The organism is Halorussus caseinilyticus, assembly GCF_029338395.1.
In the GTDB taxonomy this organism is placed as follows: Archaea; Halobacteriota; Halobacteria; order Halobacteriales; family Haladaptataceae; genus Halorussus; species Halorussus caseinilyticus.
Genome location: NZ_CP119811.1, coordinates 31,013 through 49,051 on the forward strand (window position 1 = coordinate 31,013; position 18,039 = coordinate 49,051).

Sequence of the window (18,039 nt, forward strand, 5' to 3'; positions counted from 1 at the left end):
AGTAGGGTTGAAGCTCACGATCGACGGGACGCTCCAGTTCGTCCCCCACAGCGACCGTTACAGACGAACCCGAGTAGGGTTGAAGCTAACCTCGAAGCCCGCCCCCGGAATCGAACCGGAGAAGTTACAGACGAACCCGAGTAGGGTTGAAGCCGGGTCACCGCGTCAGCAAAGTTCTCGGCTTGAGCGCGGTTACAGACGAACCCGAGTAGGGTTGAAGCACCGTGTTCTCAAACGCTACTGACACAGAACCGTCGCGTTACAGACGAACCCGAGTAGGGTTGAAGCTCTGTCTCATCGCGGGCGAAACTCCCCATCTCAGCCGCGTTACAGACGAACCCGAGTAGGGTTGAAGCGCCGCCGTCGTCCTGCTGGCAGGACTCAGCCTGAGTTACAGACGAACCCGAGTAGGGTTGAAGCGACAGACCGACCGGCGGTCAATCGCGTGTTGGACCGGAGTTACAGACGAACCCGAGTAGGGTTGAAGCCCGACTCCCGGCCCAGTTGTCTCGACTCGCTCCGTGTTACAGACGAACCCGAGTAGGGTTGAAGCGAGGTAGTGAACCGCCAGTAGCCGCCCCACGTCGCCGTTACAGACGAACCCGAGTAGGGTTGAAGCAAGGTCGCTGTTGCCCTGCTCGGCCCATTCGAGGAATGTTACAGACGAACCCGAGTAGGGTTGGAGTTCGCTCAGGAGTGCATCGTAGAACCGTGTCTGGGGTTATAGATGCGTGACGACTGCGCGCGGGGAACGCCGCCAGCGTCTCGACCAAACTCGGCCTCGGATGACGAGGGCGAGAGATAGGCCGGGAGAGAACAGTCTACCCGACTAACCAACACACCACTACCTGAGAACTGTTGTGTTGGTTAGCGACCGAACTCCCGACCGCGACCCCGACCCCACCGACCTCGACGCCGCGCCGTCGTCGCCGAGATGGGTCAGGGAGCGTCTACGTCGTCGGGGACGAGTGTGAAATCGAACGTGCGGAAGTCGCTGTCGAACGCGAAGATGTGGTCGATGTCATGGCGGTCGGCGAGACCGCTACTGGTGTGGTCAACGAACGAAATCTGGTGGTCGTCGTACCGAGCGAACTCCTCGCACGCCGCATCGAACACAGGCTTATCCACGGGAAACACGGTGAAACTCCCGTCCCCCGAACGAGCGTGAGCGTCTCGACGCCGACCGGGACGCCAGCCACACCCTCACCGTTGGTCTCGGACAGAACGCGAATCCGGGCTAACCAACAGTGGTGACTGGGGGAACGGCGGTGTTGGTTAGCGGCGCGTGGTGAGACTGTCCCGACGCCTCGCCGTCCCGGTCGAACTCTCGGTGTGTCCGAGCGTCTACCGACGGCGCGACCACGGCGGCCACGTCTGCGCGCCCGGTAGTTGGTCGACGAGGTACAATACGAAGACGACGGGCGTCAGAAAGCCGAGAATGCGCGTCCACAACTCGGCCTGCACCTGTATCGAGAAGAAGCGACTGCCGGGATGCACGCGCACCCGGCTTCCAGTGAACGCGGGCGTCTCACTCCACCACGGCGCGGGTCGATAGCGGACGCCGACCGACGGCGCTTTTTCGACCGACACCAGCACGACACCCGACGCGTTCGTGTTGACCCGGTGGCCCGCGACTACGACGTGGCCGTCGCGGTCCCGGAGGTCTATCGGCCGCCCCGTCGCGTTCCCCCGTAACTCCACCCGCACCGTCGCGTGCGTCGCGTTACTCTCGACTACCGCCGCCGAGAGGTTCGACCGCCGTACCCGCCGGACACCCGTCGTCGCCGAGAGGTTCACCACCTCGCTCTCAACGCCGCCGACCAGCCCGCGAACTCGGACGGTCGGCGTGAACTCGTCGGCGCGCACCGCGAGCGTCCGCGTCGTCTCGTACTCGCCCGCAACCACGTCCACGTCCACCGCGTCCGGGATCGCCGCGGCGGGACTCCCCGCGGTCTCACCGTCGAGGACCGCCTCGACCACAACACCCGACCCCGACCCAGTGTCGGTGTCGCTGTAGCCGCGCGGATGTACGTCCGCGGGGAACGCATACGTTCGGACCGGCCGGACCCCGGACTCCCAGTAGGCCACGCCGTCGCTGGTTGCGGTCTGGAACTCGTCCCATGCCGGGTTTCGCGCGGTGTAGAACCGCCAGCGCGTCGGCACCACGCCCTGCCCCGACACGTTCACGCCCGTCCAGCGATGCGAGGATTGCACCACGACGCCCATGTCGCCGTCGGGGTAGCGGGCGTACCGGACCGCCGACCGAAGGCGGTAGAACGACACTTCCGACATGCTGTCGGTCACGACGACCTCTTGGGTCGGCCGGGTAGTCGTCTCCGTCCACCACGTCTGCGTCTCCTCGTCGCATTTCGTCACCGTCCCCGCGGGCGTCCGCACCTCTCGACACTCCTCGTAGGTCTCGCTGTGGCGCTCGCGCACCGTCTTCACGTACTCCACGTCGATGCGCGCGGCGAGAACGACCGTCGTGTTCCGGCCGCCGTACCCGAGCGCCTCGTAGCTCACGTTCACGACGTGCGACCCGTCCGTGCGGCCGATTCGTGACCCCGGCCGGTCGCAGGACGCCCGTGACTCTGCGACTCCCTGCAACACGCACACTGCCGCGATTTCGTGCGATGCGACCGTCCATTCGACCGTCCGGCCGTCGCTCGCGTCCGTGTCGTCCGTGGGTGGCTCGACGCGGTAATCGACGAGACCGAACACGCGGCCGTCGCGCGCGAGCATCGTCCGCCGCGTCGCCTCGTCTACGAACACGTGGGTCGCTGGCTGGACGCGCGCTATCGTCGCGTGGGCGTCCCGGACGCCGCCGGTCCCTGCGACCGACACCGACTCACGACTAGCGTTCGACGGCGCAACCGACCGACTCCGAGTCGTCGAAAAGTTCCGCGCCAGCGCCGCCCACGCCCGTCGATTCCACTGTCGCGGCAGGTCGGGTGACTGTGACCACGTGTAGTCGGTTGCGTTCACCATTGCCTCGACCATCGACTGGTTCCCCGCCGCGGTCCTGTTCGAGACCGTCGTGTCGTTGCTCACGTTCGACGCCGTGGTATCGGTGTCGAGCGACCACAGCACCGCCGTCTTGTTGCCGAGACCGTACGTCTCGTTGCCAACTGGCTGGTCGAACCCACCGCCGACCGCGCCAGTCGCCACGGCGGTCACTGATGCGACAAGTACGAGAGCGACCAATAGGATACGGCCCGAATGCATAGGGCCGGGGTTAGAAGGGGACGAGTTTGATGCAGCTAGCAATCGGGACGCCGGTCATGTCCACGAAGATGGTGAATGCGGGTCCGGCGAGGAACACGGTGAGTCCGGCGCGAATCGACCGTCCGCGCGTGTTCTTCAACAGTTTCCGTTGTTCTTGGCCGAGATACGGCAGGCTCTCCAGTGCCTTCGTGACCATGACGGTGGCGAACCCGCCAGCGCCGCCAATCCAGACACTGAACTGAATCAGGAAGTTGAACACGCCACTAATCACCGTCCCACACATCGGGTTCTTCTCCTTCTCGCCGTCCGCCGCCACCGGCGTCGCTACCAGCGACGCGACGACCAGAACCACCACGGCGGCCACGCCAACCTGCCGGAGTCGGAGTCGGTTCGTTGTCGATACACTTGCTGAATGCTCGTCGCTCGACGCGTGTCTCTGAATCATGTCTCACTGTTACTGTGACTGGTTCGTGCGTCACGCCCGGTCCGAGGATGCGGCCATCCCCGACGCCCGAGCAAAGAAGAGGTCGCTTGTACTGCGCCTCCGACAACCACACTCGTATCATTCCGAGAATAACTTTATAGCCTTTACGGATACCCACAGACATCCAAACGCACGAGAACACGACTCGAAAAACGCAGAAGGTCCGGCGGGCTTCGAGGGAGCGTGTTAGGCGGTGGTGTTGAACGTTCGGACCTGCCGGGTGAGGCCCGACGACTGGACGACCGCCCGGACCTGCGACGCGTCCGCCGTCTCGACACGCACCACGTTCCGGCCCCGACCGAACCACTCCGCCGGAACCACCACGTCGTACGTCCCGGTCAGCGTCCCGTCCCGTCCAAGCACCGCCTCGGGCACCGCCTTCCGATGGGTGGTGCCGTCGGGCGACTCGACGACAACACTGGGCTTGGTAGTCTGGCGGGCCTCGCCAGCGTACTGGAGCGTCGCGGTCACGGTCGGCCGCAACCCATCGACCTCGGGGGTCGCAACCTCGACCGTGTTCGCGCCGAGCGCCAGCGCCGACACGTTCCGCGACACCATCCCGTCGGTGAGCGGTCCGCGACCGTCGAACTCGCTCGGATACCGATAGGTCTCACCGTTGACCGTGACCGTCGCATTCGTGGGCGCGGCCCGCGCCCGATAACTCACGTCGTACGCGACCGGCCCGCTCGCCGTCGTAATCTCGAAGTCCGCCGACTCCCCGTCGAGCAACGACTGGGGCACGTCGCAGGTCCGAGTACCGTCGAGAACGCCCGTGAACGAACACACCGTCTCACCGCCCACCCGGACCACGGGACGCCGGGTGCCGGTGCGTTCGGTGTACGCGAGGTCGAACCCGACCTGCTTCCCGCCCGTCGTCTCGACCTCGATTTGGTTCGTGCCGTTGTGGAGCGAGAGAGTGAGGGTCTCGGATTCGCCGGGTGCCAGCGCCGAGGTCTGGTACGTCCGGCCGTTGACGGTGACTTCGACGCGGCCGGTCGGCGCGGTCGTAACGACGCCCGCGTCCGTCCCCGACACCCGGACCGTCGCCGCGTCCGCCGCCTCCATCTCCGCCCGAACCGTCTCACCAGCGTCCAAGTAGACCCGCTCGCGGTAGGTGCCGGAGTCTACGTCGCGGCCGCCGGGCGCGGTCTCGGCGGTCTTCGACAGCACGGTTTCGCCGCCGACGTGGAGCGCGAGGTCCGCCCGCCCGCCGTGTTCGTCGCCGTACGTCGTCGCGGTCGTCGCTTTCACCACCCACGGCAGACGCAACGTGTAGTAGCCCGACTCACGCGCGTAGAACAGCGTCCGCGTCTTCTCCCGCGAGACTGACCCGTAGTCTTCGGGGTTGCCGTGGACGTTCACCCGCGGCGTCCCGTACCGCGTCTCCACCCCGTCGTTCCCCGTGAGTGTGAGTGATGCGTTCGCGGGCGGGAGGTTCCCGCCGACCGTGACCGTCTCGGTCGCCGGCGTGCGCTCGCCCTGATAGGTGGTGACGACCTGCGCGGGTATCTTCGTCTTCCCCCACCCACTCTCGGCAACCTCGATTTCGAGACGTTCGCCCGCGTCCAACGCGACCGTCGCCCGGTAGGTCCCCGACCGCGACGCCCGATACCGGCCGCCACCGAACCGTCGCTCGACCGTCGTCAACTGGCGACACCCCGACTCGTCGCACGCCGAGACCGTGAACCGGCCGTGCATCCCGCCGTACTGGGTGTTGCGCATCTTCCACTCGACTGCGACCTCGTAGGTGCCGTTCCGCCGCACCTCGACCACGCCGGTCTCGCCGTCAGTCAACTGCGACACCACCGCCCGCGTCGGCCGCGCATCCAACCCCAGCGTCTCACTATCAGTCACGCGGTTCTCTGAGAGGTTCGCCGCGAGGTCGACGCGCACGTCCCGCGGCGGCATGTTCCCTCGAACCGGGAGTGTCGGAGCCGACCCCGACCCCGTATAGGTGCCCGACGTAGCCACGCGCTCGCTCGCAACCTGTCCGGAGAGTCGAAGACGTTGGCGGTCGGGTACGCGATTCCCGTCGATAGGGACCGTTTCGGCCGTGTTGTGGCCCGAAACAGTCTTGGTCTGCTCGCCCGCCGTGTACAACCCCGTAAGCGAGACCGACGTATTCTCAGCATTCAGTGGTTGGGCGAACTGTATCGTGGACGCCAGCGCCGACCCGGTGCCCGTGATTTCGATACGCTGACTCGGCCGCGTCAACAACCGGAGCGAGTTCTCCGCGACCGTCCCGTCCGCGGTCTCGAAAAACACCACGTTCTCCGGACTCCCCCACACGCGGAGGTCGCCCGCCTCTGTCACCGTGACGTTCACCGGCCGACTCGCCGCCAGCGAACTCCCGGCGGGTGGCTCGACGAACAGCGTGTCGTTCCCCGGCGTGACGTTCCCGAACTCGAACGTCCCGTTCGCGCCGGTCGTCGCCGTCCGCCCCGCACGCTCCAAGTAGACGGTTGCGCCCGCGACCGCGTGGTCGGCGTCGTCGTAGACCGCCCCGCGAATCACGTCGGTGGTCGCCGTCTCGGAGGTGTTGGTCGGGTCGTACTCGTCGCTCGGCCACTGCCAGTCGTAGTCGCCCGACGCGGGCGTCTGGGTCGGCCAGTCGATACCGTCCGGGTCCCACTCCCGCAAGTCCGACTTCACGTCTTCAAGCGGCACTGGCTCGACCGCGGGAAGCTGGTTGCCGTACTCGCCAGCGTGAACCTCCCAGTTGACTATCGCCCGCCGCGCATCCGAACCGTTCTCGTAGACGTACGGGCGCTCGGCATACGTCCCATTCGGATACAGATAGACCAAGGAGTCGTTGATTCGTCCGGCGACGACGTAGCTACCGTTGAACTCGAACGCCGTCCAATTACTCGACTGATAGAGCGCCGTACTGTTCGGTGCGTCCGGCCGCGGATACTGTGACGGGTCCGTCTCGTGTTTCGCACGCCACGCCAATACTGCGTCTCGCGCGTTCGCCCGCGACGAGAAGAAATACGGCGTCCGCGTCACGTTCCCCGCCGGAGTGAGATAAACGACGGTACCGTGTAGGTCGCCGGTCACGACGTACGCGCCGCCGTAGCCGTACACCGTCCAATTACCCATCTCGTTCGAGACGGTGAGGCTGGCGTCGGCCGTCGAGAGGTTCTCGTAGGGTGCATCCGACGCGCTCGCCGTCCCACCCAATCCGAGGTTGACCGACAGCGACAGGCCGCCGGACGCGAGTACGGCCGCAACGGCCAGCAGGCAGACCGCCGCGACCATCGCGGCCGTCCGCAAACTGAACTCGCGGACCAAACCCGCAAGGTCGAAGTCGAACCCAACGCCGACGCCGACGCTCGATGAGAGTTGACGGCGTACCTCCTCGGGCGGCACGCGCTCGACCTCGCAATCGTCGTTCGGACACTGTGTCGCGTACACGTACTCCTCGCGCCTCGTGTCGTACTGGCCGGTGATACGGTCGATACTGTCGAGTCCGGTCGTGAAACACGCCGGACACTGTAACTCCGTTCTGTCGCTCGCCTCGCCGTCTGGATAACTTCCTGTCATACCCTCGATAGTCACTCCGCTCGCACTGCATTAGTTGAACTATCTATACAGCTAACTGTAGCCATGTATCTAGCGTATAGAGACGTAGCGTCACTAATACGTTCTGCTCGGCGAACCTGAAGCACTGTCTACCGAGTCGAGAAACGAGACCTCGGAATAGGGTGGATAGCCGAGTCTCGACACGTAAGTTAGAGGGTAGAGACGGGTAGGTAGGCGATTCACCGGAAGGATATGGAATAGATTAATGGCGGGGCGGCGAGATGGTCGGGTAGAGCGCATGTACCGGAAAATCGACTGGATGAAACCGGCAGACCAAGTTATCCTCCAAGAACTCGCACGCTACGGCGGCTGGATGAAACCCGCCTCGCTCAAACTCAACGTCCACTTCTCGGGCGACTGGGTCGGCCAGCGCTGTCGCACCCTCACCGACCACAACCTCCTCGAACGCCACGAGGATGCATCGGAAGGCGCGTACCGCATCACCGACCGCGGACAAGAATACATTGAGGGCACGCTTTCCGTCAGCGACCTCGAAGCAAGTGACGGGTGAGTTTGGTGGTACGTCCGACCGAAGACACTCAACTGAACCACTGGCCAAGAGAAGCGACTAGTCCGAGTTCTTTTCCGCAATGTTGGAACGTATTGGGTTAAAGTTGTGAGATTCAGCTGTAGTTGCTAGATTCTGACGTAGTAGAATATCTCTATGCAGTGTCACTGATACCAGTAAGATCGGAGCGATTTGTCTGGACACGCAAAAACTGGCCTTCCGTTAGTGGCGTGTCAACTAACTCGTGTACGTCACTATCAACTCGAACGGTCCCGTATCCCACATCAAGGACAAGAGTTCCATCTGAATCAATCTGCGTGATAAGACCACGATAGGTGTGATGTTTCCAACCACGCGGATTCGAATTCGAGGGTTCGATGCCGGGTTCGCTATCCATTACCACGTCTACTTCAGTTGGCATATATGCAAGTATCGAGAGCTGTCTCTTCGTTCCAACCATATCAGAGGTTGCGTGCAAGTCGTAGTCAAAAAGCCCAATTTGGGTATCGGTAGGAAGCGCAACTACGACACGTTGTTCATATACGACTCCTTCGTACTCTACGTCAGGGATAATTTCGATGATTTTCGCTGTGAGAGACATAGAAATTAGTCATTCGAGGTCTGGTACCGTTTGACCTTCAAGAATCGTCTGTTCCGGCTAAGGTGGTCTGACTATGGAGACTCGTATTCTTATGAAATTTCGATTTCTTTCAATCGTCTTTTCGCGCCTTCGATTTCCTCATGAAGTCGTCGAAGCATTGAATCGTCTTCCAAGTCCGGATTTAAATCTGTAACTTTTCGATAAAATTCCTCTGCTGTCTCAATAAGTTCCCGTATCCACGATTCTTTCGAGACGACTGCACTCTTCTCAATAGAGAGACGTTGCTCCGGATTATTCACCCCTTCAATAGTTGGGCATTCTGTTATTCTAATAGAATTTTCGTCCTCTGATTCGATTACCAACCACATCGGTCCATTCGCGTACTCAACAACTACGGTTTCATTCGTGAGTATTTTCTCGGTTGCTTCCAATTGGACCGTGAGATTTGTCGTCATGTAATCACTATTAACGTGATTTTCGTCACCAAACACATACAAATCTCCCACTTTAATTTTCATCCCAACAAGTGGGTCTGGCCGTTCACGCTCGGTGATAGACTGCTTAAAGCTAGAATCGTATCGTAATTCAATAGATGGATTTTGAGTCGCCATCTTTCATTCCACCCATTCGCCGTTGGCCCACTTAGTATGCGCGCTACCGCTCATAGGGTACGAAGTTTCTATTTTCCCGCTTGGGAAGACGTAGACTCGCATCCCACTAATCCCCGAATCTGGATACCCCTGTTCAGTTGGCTTGAAGTAGTATTTCCACTTTTCACCCTGTGGTGTCCGCTCACCGTTCTTAACCGCCTGATAGATAAGCTCACGAACCTCGTATTGATCCAGCGTATCTGGAAGTGGACGCCCCTTCACCTTCTGACCAAGTGGCCAGAACGACGTTCCACCTTCGTCATCTAAGTCCGTCCCGATGATGTGTCTTGCCGTTATATGTATCCAACTTTCTTCATCGTTTCCGGACTCAAGCCACATGACATCGCTTGTTTCATCTTTCACCACCAAGCCAGTTTTACTAATATCACCACCCTCGCTTTCGATTTCGACTAGCTCTTCGACACTCACCGCATCGTCGTAGAGATACTCGTCGTTACTCTCGTCCAACAGCTTCGAGACGCGGCGAAGGTCCTCGTTATCAACCCGCCCGTTCTCGTATGCCTGTAGCAGTCGTTTCCGCTCGGCGACCGTTAGTTCGTCGTCGCGCTCTAGTTTGGCGAGTCGCTTGGCGACATCGGGGTCGATGTCGTCGGCCTGCCGCATGATAGCGACGAAGTTGTCGCCGCCGTCCGCGATGATCTCGGGGTCGTCGGTCCGCGCGAGAACCCGCCCGACCACTCGCTGGTCGCCTGGACTCAGCGCGTCGATTTGCGAGTGCGTACTCGCCTCTGCGTTCGAGAGTCGCTGGCGTGCGTCGTACTTCCCGGCGGCGGTCTTCACGCCCGCCACCACCCGGCGTCCGCTCTTCTTGCTCAAGTGCCAGCTTCCCTTCGCCGCTCGCCCGCCGAGTTCGAACGTCACCTGTTTCGCGCGCCCAGTCGTCCGCCCCTTCGCCACGTCGTAGTACCGTTTCGCTTCCGAGAGGCGTCCGTTGCGGTCGAGGCGGTCAACGAGGTCGGCGAACCGGTCGGAGTTTTTCACCGCGGTCTGGGCTTGTCCGCCGACCACCAGTTGGACGGCTTGGAACGCCACGTAGCCCGTGTACCAGCCAACGCGGAACGCATCGTACTCAGCTTGCTCGCTCGGGTCCGACCTGTCGTAGGGATTGTTCGTCGCTTGTTTCGCTTCGAGACTCTCAACCATCCGGCGGGGGAGTGTGGCGAGAATCTTGTCGATGAGTCCGAGTCGGTCAACGAGAGTGGCGAGTTGCTCGAACGCTCCGAGGAACGCGAGTGGCTGGTCGGTGAGCGCTTTGACCGTCTGCGCGGTGGAACCGGCTCCGACGGTGAATCCCGAGAGCATTCCGGCGAACATCGAGGCGCGTTCCGGGCCGAGGTCAGACTGGGTGGTGAGTTCTTTGACGGTCGCGCCGTAGACGTTCGCGCGTTCCATCGCCACCTGCTGGCGGCGGTTGTCGTGGGTGTCGCGGGCGTGAACCACGACGCTTGTCCCGGTCAATCCGTCGAGAATCGTCTCGGGCAGACCCGTCTCGAACGCGCGGGACTGACTCCCGTGGCGGTCGCCACCCCACGTCGTCCGCGTCTGGATCTCGCCGTTTTTCGTGAGCCGTGAGGACGCCACCCCGCTCGGGTCGTCCACCCGGTAGCCGACCGCGTACGACGTATCCCCGCTGAACGCGTCTTTGCCGAACTCGGCGCGGAACACGTCGATGGTCGGCCCCTCGTAGTCGGCGAGCGTCGGGTCCGACCCGCCACGTCTCTCCTCGGCGTCGGCGATACCGTCGCCGTCCGTGTCGGCGCGCGTCGGGTCGGTGCCCAGGTCGAGTTCTCGGCCGTCGTCGAGGCCGTCGTCGTCCGAATCCTGCCGCATCGGATCAGGGTCGACCGTCCGCGACACTAGTGCGTCACCGGGGTCGCCGCCGTCGTATAGTGCCGCGAGGAACTGCTCGGAGTCGGCACTCGATTTCGTGTATCGGACGGTGTAGCCGCCAGCCCATTCCTCGGCGTCACTGAGACCGTCACCGTCCGAATCGACCGCGGTCGGGTTACTCCGAAGCTCGAAATACCCACCGTCAACGTACCGCGGGATGTAGCCCGCCACTTCCGCGCCGTCGGTGATGCCGTCGCCGTCAGTGTCGGCGTCGTACGGGTCGGTGGACACGCGCCCGGTCCCGGTCTTGACGCCGAGTTGCTCTAACCCGTTCGTCAGGCCGTCGCCGTCACTGTCGCGTTTCACCTCGACACTCGCCTTTCCGGGACTCGTGCCTGCGAGGTTCTCGGTGTGAATCCAGACGGATACCTGCTGGCCGTCGGGATTCTCGAACGTCTCGTCGATGTAGGCGTGGTCGGTGTTTCGCTCGCCGTCGTCGCCCGACAACTCCAAGACAGTCCGGGTCTCGGACCCGACCGACACAGCGACTTCCACACTCGCGTTCGATTCTTCCGCGAACGCGATAATCGGCATCGTGAACGTGACTTCGACCGTATCTGACGGAATCGTGAGCGACTTCTCGTTATCCGAGGGGTCGAACTGCTTGGGCGGCGACGGGTCACTCGTTCCCTCGTCGTCATCGTCATCATCGTCGTCACTGTCGTCATCGTCGTCGCCGTCTCCACCGTTCACGGGACATTCGCCGTTATCCGGGAAGTGCGGACCTGTACACGCCGCGCTCACGTCGTCGGAGTAGAACAGCGACGAGTTCTGGCCGATGACTGCGCGGCCTGCGCCGGTCGAACACGACCCCGTGCAGTTCCACCCTGAGAGGTCACTGAACGACTCGTTCAGCGCGTATTTGGGCTTGGGTTTCGCACGTTTCTGCATGTAGTTCTGCCATGCGGTCTGGTTCATGGCGACGAACGTCGAGAAGTGCGGGGTCGTCCCCGTCACCGAGTCGTTTTCGGCGTCCACTTCCGAGGGGAGTTTGACGTACGTCTGCAGTTCGGGGTCGTAGGTGTAGACCGCTAAGTCCGACTCGTCGCCGACCGCCTGCTCGTCGTAGTCGATGGAGAGGTTTGCTTGCTCGAACTCGGCGTCCGCGTCCACGTCCAACACTTCCGATGCGGAGGCGTTGGCGACCGTTCCGGTCTGAATCCGGTCGTTGGTCTCGTTCTGAATCGTTACCGTGTCCGCGACGTTGCCTTCGCCCGAGATGTTCACCGCCGCGCCCACCGACTCGTTTGTCGTCTCGGTCGCAAACGTTTCGTTCCCGTCCAACACCCCGTCGCCGTCGGTGTCCGCCACAGTTGGGTCGGTGCCGACTGCGTACTCGTCGGGGTCGCGCAAACCGTCGCTGTCGGTGTCCGGTTCCAGTGGGTCGGTCCCGTTGGCGAGTTCCGCCGAATCGTTCAACGTGTCGCCGTCGGTGTCGTTTTCGACGGGGTTGGTGTTCGCGGCCTGTTCGCGGCGGTTCGACAGCGAGTCGTTGTCGAGGTCTTCGGCCGGGTCCCGTATCGTGTCGTTGTCGGTATCATTCGTGAGCGGGTCGATACCCCGGAACTGGAGTTCGAAACCGTCCCGCAAGTCGTCGCCGTCCGTGTCGTTGTCCAGCGGGTCGAGACCGAACCGGTACGCCTCGTAGACCGTCTCCCCGTCGCTATCGAAGTCCTCCGCCCCATCAGTCACGTTGTTCCCCGACTCGTTGAACGAAGTCCGCGACGCGTTGCTGTCCGGCCCCAAGGGGTCGGTTCCCGTCACGTTCAACTCGTAGAAATCCGGCAACCCATCGCCGTCGAGACGGAGTACATCCCGGCCAACCGTGGGGGCCTCGTCGCTGTAGTCGGGCGACCACCGCCGGTTCGGGTCGGTCGCCGACACCGTAATCCGGTTGACCTGCCGCGAAAGCGTCACGTTCGTCTCGAAGGTGCCGACCGCGCCCGGCGTCGTATTCACGGCGAGGTCGAGCGTCCAGTTCGCACCGTTCAGCGACAGCGCCAGCGCAAGTTCGTGGCCTCGAACGTCGAAGACGCGGCCGCGGACCGCGTAGGTGACGTTTTCCTCGTGGGGCATGTCCTCGCGGGTGGTGATGGTGACGTTCGGCGTCGTAGCGAGGTCGAGTACGTCGAGGGCTTGCTGGGCGTGAATCCACGCGACTCGGTACTGGCTGATGGCGGTGTGCTGTTGGCCGCGCGCCCGGAAGCGCTCGGCGCGGTCAACCGCCGCGCGCGCTCCGGAGATATTCTCTTCGACGGCCGACTCGTCGAACGAGACGTTCCGCTCACGGAGCGTGCTGCGAGGCGGTCGGCGTCCGCGATAGCGGTCGCCGCGAGGCGTTCGTCCGAGCGAACGAGCAGTTTGGTGACGCTCGGCGCGAACTGCGGGGGTGTACTCGCTTCTTTGTCGCGCTCGAAGAGTTCCGCGGAGGTGGTGCGGTTGGCGTCGAGAACGTAGTCGAGCGATTCGTTCAACGCACGGAGAGCTTGGCGGCGGTGGTCGTCGGCAGAGCTACCGGGCGCGTCGAACTCGGTGGTTTGGAGGGCGTCGATGGCGGCAAGCCGGTAGTCGGCGGCCGACGCATTCTCGCGGATAGAGACGTTGATGGTCGCGTTCGCCAGTGGTTCGCTCCGATTACGGAGCGCCGACCGATTCGTAGGCGGTAGCGGGGCTTGCCCGTTCTTCGCCCATTCTGGCGGGCCGCGGTTGTCCGCGTTCGAGTCTCCACCCTTGTTCGGCACCCACGACGGCGGCCCCGCGTGCGGTGGCGGTCCCTGTCCGGGGTTCTCGGGTGGTCCCTGTCCGGGATTCTCCGGTGGGCCTTGCGTCTTGTTCTCCGGCGGACCTTGGCCGGGGTTCTCGGGCGGTCCCTGCGTTTTGTTCTTTGGCGGTCCCTGTCCGGGGTTTTCCGGCGGGCCTTGGCCGGGTGTGGTCGTCTCATTCCCGGCCGTCGTTGTGGTCGCGGTCGTCGTCTGGCCCGGTCCCTTCCCGTTTCCATTGCCGGGTCCATTTCCGTTACCGTTGCCGGGTGTGTCGGGGAAGAGTTCGTGGCCTGCGATAGTGGTGGCGAGCGACGAGAGTGAGGGGAGGTCGGCGTCGGACTGGGAGGATGACGAGTCAAGGGCGGCAGTCGCGGGCGTGACCGTCGCCGTGACGATGAGGATGGAGAAGGCGACGGCGAGAATCTGCTGGCTCCGAGCGTTCATTGCAGTGCAGTAGAAACTAGCATCTAAAGTGTCTATTGCGTATTATAAAATCTGATACTGAATGGAAGATTGAAATACCAGAGACGAACGAGACCTGTTATAGCAGGTAGTTAAATACTAAGAGACTGTTACTCGGTTGCTTGGTCTGTGGTGGCGAGTAACGAACCAAGCGGCGGTTTCGCTGAGGGTGATAGTCACGGCCGGGTATCGTCCCGCCAGTGCCGAACAGGTGGTGTTAGCAGAATCAGGCTCGGCGCTATGGGCGGGACGACCACGCTTCAAATACATCTACGACTACCCGTACGTCTGTCAACACGTGTTCGCACTTCGCGTCTTGGTCGGCCGCTTCAGCAACCTCGTTGACGCGATGCTTGAGTTAGGTCGTCCCGACCTCTGGGGGTAGACGGAGTTAGTCGCGGATGGCGTCGTACCGACCGGCCCACGGTCGAACTCGCTCGAACGCGGCGCTGGCGGCGATGACGGTTTCGTCCGCGAAGCGTGGTCCCACAATCTGCATCCCGACTGGAAGCCCTCCATCGACCGTTCCTGCGGGAACCGACGCAGCGGGATGCCCCGTGAAATTGAGTAGATAGGTCGGACACCACCCGATTCGAGGGTCCACCGATTCGCCATCGACTTCCTCCGGCCCGAGCGTGGATTCCTCGGTCGCGTTCTCGACGGGAGGGTGACAGACGGTCGGCGAAACCAGCAGGTCGTACTCCTCGAAGACATCCTCGATTGCGTCGTGTACTGCCGTACGGACGACGTGGTTGTGGAGGTACTCCGTCGCGGTCGTCTCCGCACCGGATTCGAGCAGTTCGACTACTCCGTCCGTCATCTCCTCGCGGTACTCTCCGAGCAGGTCGAGGTTCTCGTGTCGCGCCAGCCACTCGCTCATCGCCGCGAGATTGGCGGCCACGAGGTCCAACCACGTATCCGTGAGTTCCGCGTGAGAGTATCCGAGTTGCACTTCGACGCGTTCGACCGTCGCTCCCGCGCGACCGAACGCCTCGGCCGCGTCCGCGACCGTCTCTCGTACCTCGGTCTCTACCGGAAACGTACCGTAGTCTGGAGTGTACGCGATTTCGAGTCCGTCGATTGGGCGCTCGACCGCATCGCGGTAGCAGTCGTCGCTGTCCGGGAGACTGGACGGGTCCCGTGGGTGGTGGCCCTCGATGACATCGAGAACGAGGGCGGCGTCGCGGACGCTCCGCGTGATGGGGCCGTGGCTGGACCGGACGCCGAGGTCGTCCGCGAACCCGTCCGGTCGAGTCACGTCCGGCACCCGTCGGAACGTCGGTTTGAAGGCGTACACGCCGGACCACGCCGCCGGGACTCGAAGCGACCCGCCCGCGTCTTTCCCGTGTGCGACGGGTGTGAGACCGTCGGCGACCGCTGCGGCACTCCCACCGGAGGAACCACCCGCGTTCCGCGACGGGTCGAACGGGTTCCGAGTCGGTCCTCGTAGCGGATTGTCGGTCGTCGTCTTGTGGTCTAACTCCGGCGTGTTCGTCGTTCCGACGATTACCGCACCCGCTAGCTCCAGTCGAGTGACGAACGTCGAGTCGGTCTCCGCGACGGAATCCCGAAACGGAACCGACCCCATCGTCCGCCGCAGGCCCGTCTTCGACGCGGCGGACTCTTTGACCGCTACGGGGACGCCAGCGAGCGGACCGACCGGGTTCCCGTCGCCGACGGCGCGTTCGATTTCGGCGGCCCGCTCCCGAGCGTAGTCGTCCGCGATTTCGGCGTACGCGTTCAGCTCGTCGTTCCGCCGTTCGATGCGTGTCAACGTCTCCTCGACGACCGTGACGGGCGAGAGGTTCCCCCGACGGACGTTCGTCGCAATCTCCGTGGCGGACGCGTACGCCGTGTTCATAGCCGCAGATACGACGGACCGAGACCGTATATCCATCGCTTTAGGCCCGCCTAAAATCGGTGGCCTTATTACTTTTTAGGGTGGCCTAAATCACGTTGGCATCGGTAAGAAGACATCGGCCCGACAACTCTCGCCCACTTCACGGGAGACTACGACCGCGAACGCCAGAACGAGAGACCGGCCCGGTGTACGCGAACGCAACCAGTCCCCCGTGACCGAACTCACCGTAGACAAATGACATCGACAGACGAGACCCACGACCCGAGAGACGATAGCGACGACGCGACCCTCCCCACACTTGGCCCGGACGCGACCATCAGGTCGAACTACATCTTCCAGCGCTACGACCGGACGATAGACCGAACCATCTCGTTTCGGCCTGCAACGATGGAGCGTGACCTCGGCAGACTCCACACGTGGCTCGGCTACGACCACGTAACGGAGTTCTGGGAACTCGACCTCTCGTTGCCAGCGTTCCGCGACCACCTCGCCGAGAAACTCGCGGAAGACCACTTGACGCCGTGCATCGGCTACATCGACCACGTACCGATGAGTTACTGGGAGTTCTACTGGCCCAGCGAGTACGAACTCGACGCGTACTACGACGCCGACCCGACCGACCGGGCCGCACACCTGCTCATCGGCCCGCCGGAGTACGTGGGGAACGGCTACGCCGAAGCACTCATCCGCGCTATGGGCATCATGCTGTTCTCACACCCCGAAACGGACCGGGTGGTCGGCGAACCCGACGCCGGACACGATGTCGTCATCCACATCTTGGAACAGTGCGGCTTCGAGGCCCGCGAGGAGTTCTACTTCGAAGAAGCCGACAAAGACGCGCTACTGATGGTCTGCGAACGCGACGACTTCGAGAAAGCACTGCTCGCAGACTCGCCAGCGACGGTCGCTCACGGTTCGACGGACGGGTGAGACGGCCGTCGCCGTCCTCGAAACCGACACTGAACTTCGGCAGTCCCCGTCCGATTGCTCGGCCGGGACCGTCGTCACTCCGCCGACCCGAACTGCTCGGCGAGGAGTCGACGGGTGTCTTCCATCCGGGCCTCTCGCTCGGCGGGCGTACACTCGAACGACAGTCGTTCTTCTTTCACCGCCTCGCGGATGCGCTCGATTCGCTCGTCGGAGACATCGTGGTCGTCGGGAAGCGTCGAATCGACCCACTCGTCGAGGCGGTCGTGCCACTGCTCGCCGCTGTACGTTCCGGTCTCGACCGACCAGTCCCAGTAGTCCGCGATTCCGTCCCAGTATCCACGTTCCCTTCTCCGGTCGTGGACGAGCGACTTGGCGACGCGAGCGCCGTGACCGGCGGCGATGAGGACCTGATGCGGTTGGCCGGAGAGCCATCCCGCGACGTAGAGACCGTCTACGGGCGTGCGTCCGGTCGCCTCGTCGCACTCGACCGGATGCTCGCCCTCGTCGTGGAACGCCCCGCCGTCGAGTTCGGTCAGGTAGTCGGCGTTGTACGCGGAAGCGGCGACGACGTATCGCGCGCCAACGTCGGTGCCGTCTTCGGTCCGGACGCGGAACCCGTCGTCGCGCTCGACGACCGATGTCACGAGGTCGTCGACGACTTCGGCACCCTCGTACCGTGCGTGCGCGCGGCCGAGTCGGAGGAACGTCGCCGGGTCGACTGCGAGGAACCCGAGGTAGTTCTCGATGGAGTACGACCGTCGGATGGCCGACCCGCCGCGGTCGAACACGACGGTATCGAGTCCGTAGCGGGCGGCGAACACGGCCGCCGCGAGTCCCGACGCGCCGCCGCCGACGACTACGAGGTCGTAGTCGTCCGCGTCCGGCCGGGCCGCTCGTTCGTGACGTGTGTTCATGTTCGGAAAGTATCCGGTCGCGTATCGCTTTCGGAGCAAGCGGTGATGGAGGGAGCCGAGACGTATCGGGCCGCCGCGGAACGCTGTTCCGGTCTCGACCGTCCGAAGTTCGGGCGTGATGTCGGGGGTCTTCGGTTCTGGCTCATACA

Annotated in this window: 12 protein-coding genes and 1 CRISPR repeat array (1 of these 13 running past the window's edge); of the genes, 2 read left to right on the forward strand and 10 right to left on the reverse strand. The window is 63.0% G+C overall.

What is annotated here, in order from left to right:
- Positions 1-686: a CRISPR direct-repeat array (repeat unit 30 nt; unit sequence GTTACAGACGAACCCGAGTAGGGTTGAAGC) (it extends 350 nt beyond the left edge of the window).
- Positions 687-939: 253 nt separating this feature from the next.
- The 4 genes from P2T60_RS19745 to P2T60_RS19760 form a co-directional block, all read right to left on the reverse strand.
- The gene (locus P2T60_RS19745; RefSeq protein WP_337250857.1) at positions 940-1,128 is read right to left on the reverse strand and encodes a hypothetical protein; all 189 of its coding nucleotides are present in this window, start codon (positions 1,126-1,128) and stop codon (positions 940-942) included.
- Between the two features lie 216 nt (positions 1,129-1,344).
- A complete protein-coding gene (locus P2T60_RS19750) occupies positions 1,345-3,177 on the reverse strand; it encodes a DUF8186 domain-containing protein (protein WP_276282674.1) in 1,833 nt (610 codons plus the stop codon).
- Positions 3,178-3,235: 58 nt separating this feature from the next.
- Positions 3,236-3,670: a DUF7985 family protein gene (locus P2T60_RS19755; protein ID WP_276282675.1), complete on the reverse strand. Its 435-nt coding sequence runs from the start codon at positions 3,668-3,670 to the stop codon at positions 3,236-3,238.
- Between the two features lie 225 nt (positions 3,671-3,895).
- Positions 3,896-7,252, reverse strand: a complete 3,357-nt coding sequence (locus tag P2T60_RS19760; protein ID WP_276282687.1) for a carboxypeptidase regulatory-like domain-containing protein — start codon at positions 7,250-7,252, stop codon at positions 3,896-3,898.
- Between the two features lie 277 nt (positions 7,253-7,529).
- Between P2T60_RS19760 and P2T60_RS19765 the strand changes: the two genes are divergently transcribed.
- Positions 7,530-7,802 carry a hypothetical protein gene (locus P2T60_RS19765; RefSeq protein WP_276282678.1) on the forward strand — a complete coding sequence of 91 codons (273 nt, stop codon included), beginning with the start codon at positions 7,530-7,532 and terminating at the stop codon, positions 7,800-7,802.
- Between the two features lie 151 nt (positions 7,803-7,953).
- On the opposite strand, the gene P2T60_RS19770 is transcribed toward P2T60_RS19765, so the two are convergent.
- The 5 genes from P2T60_RS19770 to P2T60_RS19790 form a co-directional block, all read right to left on the reverse strand.
- The gene (locus tag P2T60_RS19770) at positions 7,954-8,400 is read right to left on the reverse strand and encodes a hypothetical protein (RefSeq protein WP_276282688.1); all 447 of its coding nucleotides are present in this window, start codon (positions 8,398-8,400) and stop codon (positions 7,954-7,956) included.
- Between the two features lie 89 nt (positions 8,401-8,489).
- Positions 8,490-9,011 carry a hypothetical protein gene (locus P2T60_RS19775; RefSeq protein ID WP_276282679.1) on the reverse strand — a complete coding sequence of 174 codons (522 nt, stop codon included), beginning with the start codon at positions 9,009-9,011 and terminating at the stop codon, positions 8,490-8,492.
- Between the two features lie 3 nt (positions 9,012-9,014).
- Positions 9,015-13,037, reverse strand: coding sequence for an RHS repeat domain-containing protein (locus tag P2T60_RS19780; protein ID WP_276282689.1), 4,023 nt, complete (start codon positions 13,035-13,037; stop codon positions 9,015-9,017).
- Complete coding sequence (locus P2T60_RS19785) at positions 12,950-14,167, reverse strand: hypothetical protein (protein ID WP_276282690.1); 1,218 nt, start codon at positions 14,165-14,167, stop codon at positions 12,950-12,952. Before P2T60_RS19785 ends, P2T60_RS19780 begins: the two co-directional genes overlap by 88 nt.
- A gap of 409 nt (positions 14,168-14,576) precedes the next feature.
- Complete coding sequence (locus tag P2T60_RS19790; protein WP_276282691.1) at positions 14,577-16,046, reverse strand: amidase; 1,470 nt, start codon at positions 16,044-16,046, stop codon at positions 14,577-14,579.
- A 234-nt stretch (positions 16,047-16,280) separates the two neighbouring features.
- Between P2T60_RS19790 and P2T60_RS19795 the strand changes: the two genes are divergently transcribed.
- A complete protein-coding gene (locus P2T60_RS19795) occupies positions 16,281-16,976 on the forward strand; it encodes a GNAT family N-acetyltransferase (protein ID WP_276282692.1) in 696 nt (231 codons plus the stop codon).
- Positions 16,977-17,050: 74 nt separating this feature from the next.
- On the opposite strand, the gene P2T60_RS19800 is transcribed toward P2T60_RS19795, so the two are convergent.
- The gene (locus P2T60_RS19800; protein ID WP_276282693.1) at positions 17,051-17,890 is read right to left on the reverse strand and encodes an NAD(P)-binding domain-containing protein; all 840 of its coding nucleotides are present in this window, start codon (positions 17,888-17,890) and stop codon (positions 17,051-17,053) included.
- Between the last annotated feature and the right edge of the window lie 149 nt (positions 17,891-18,039).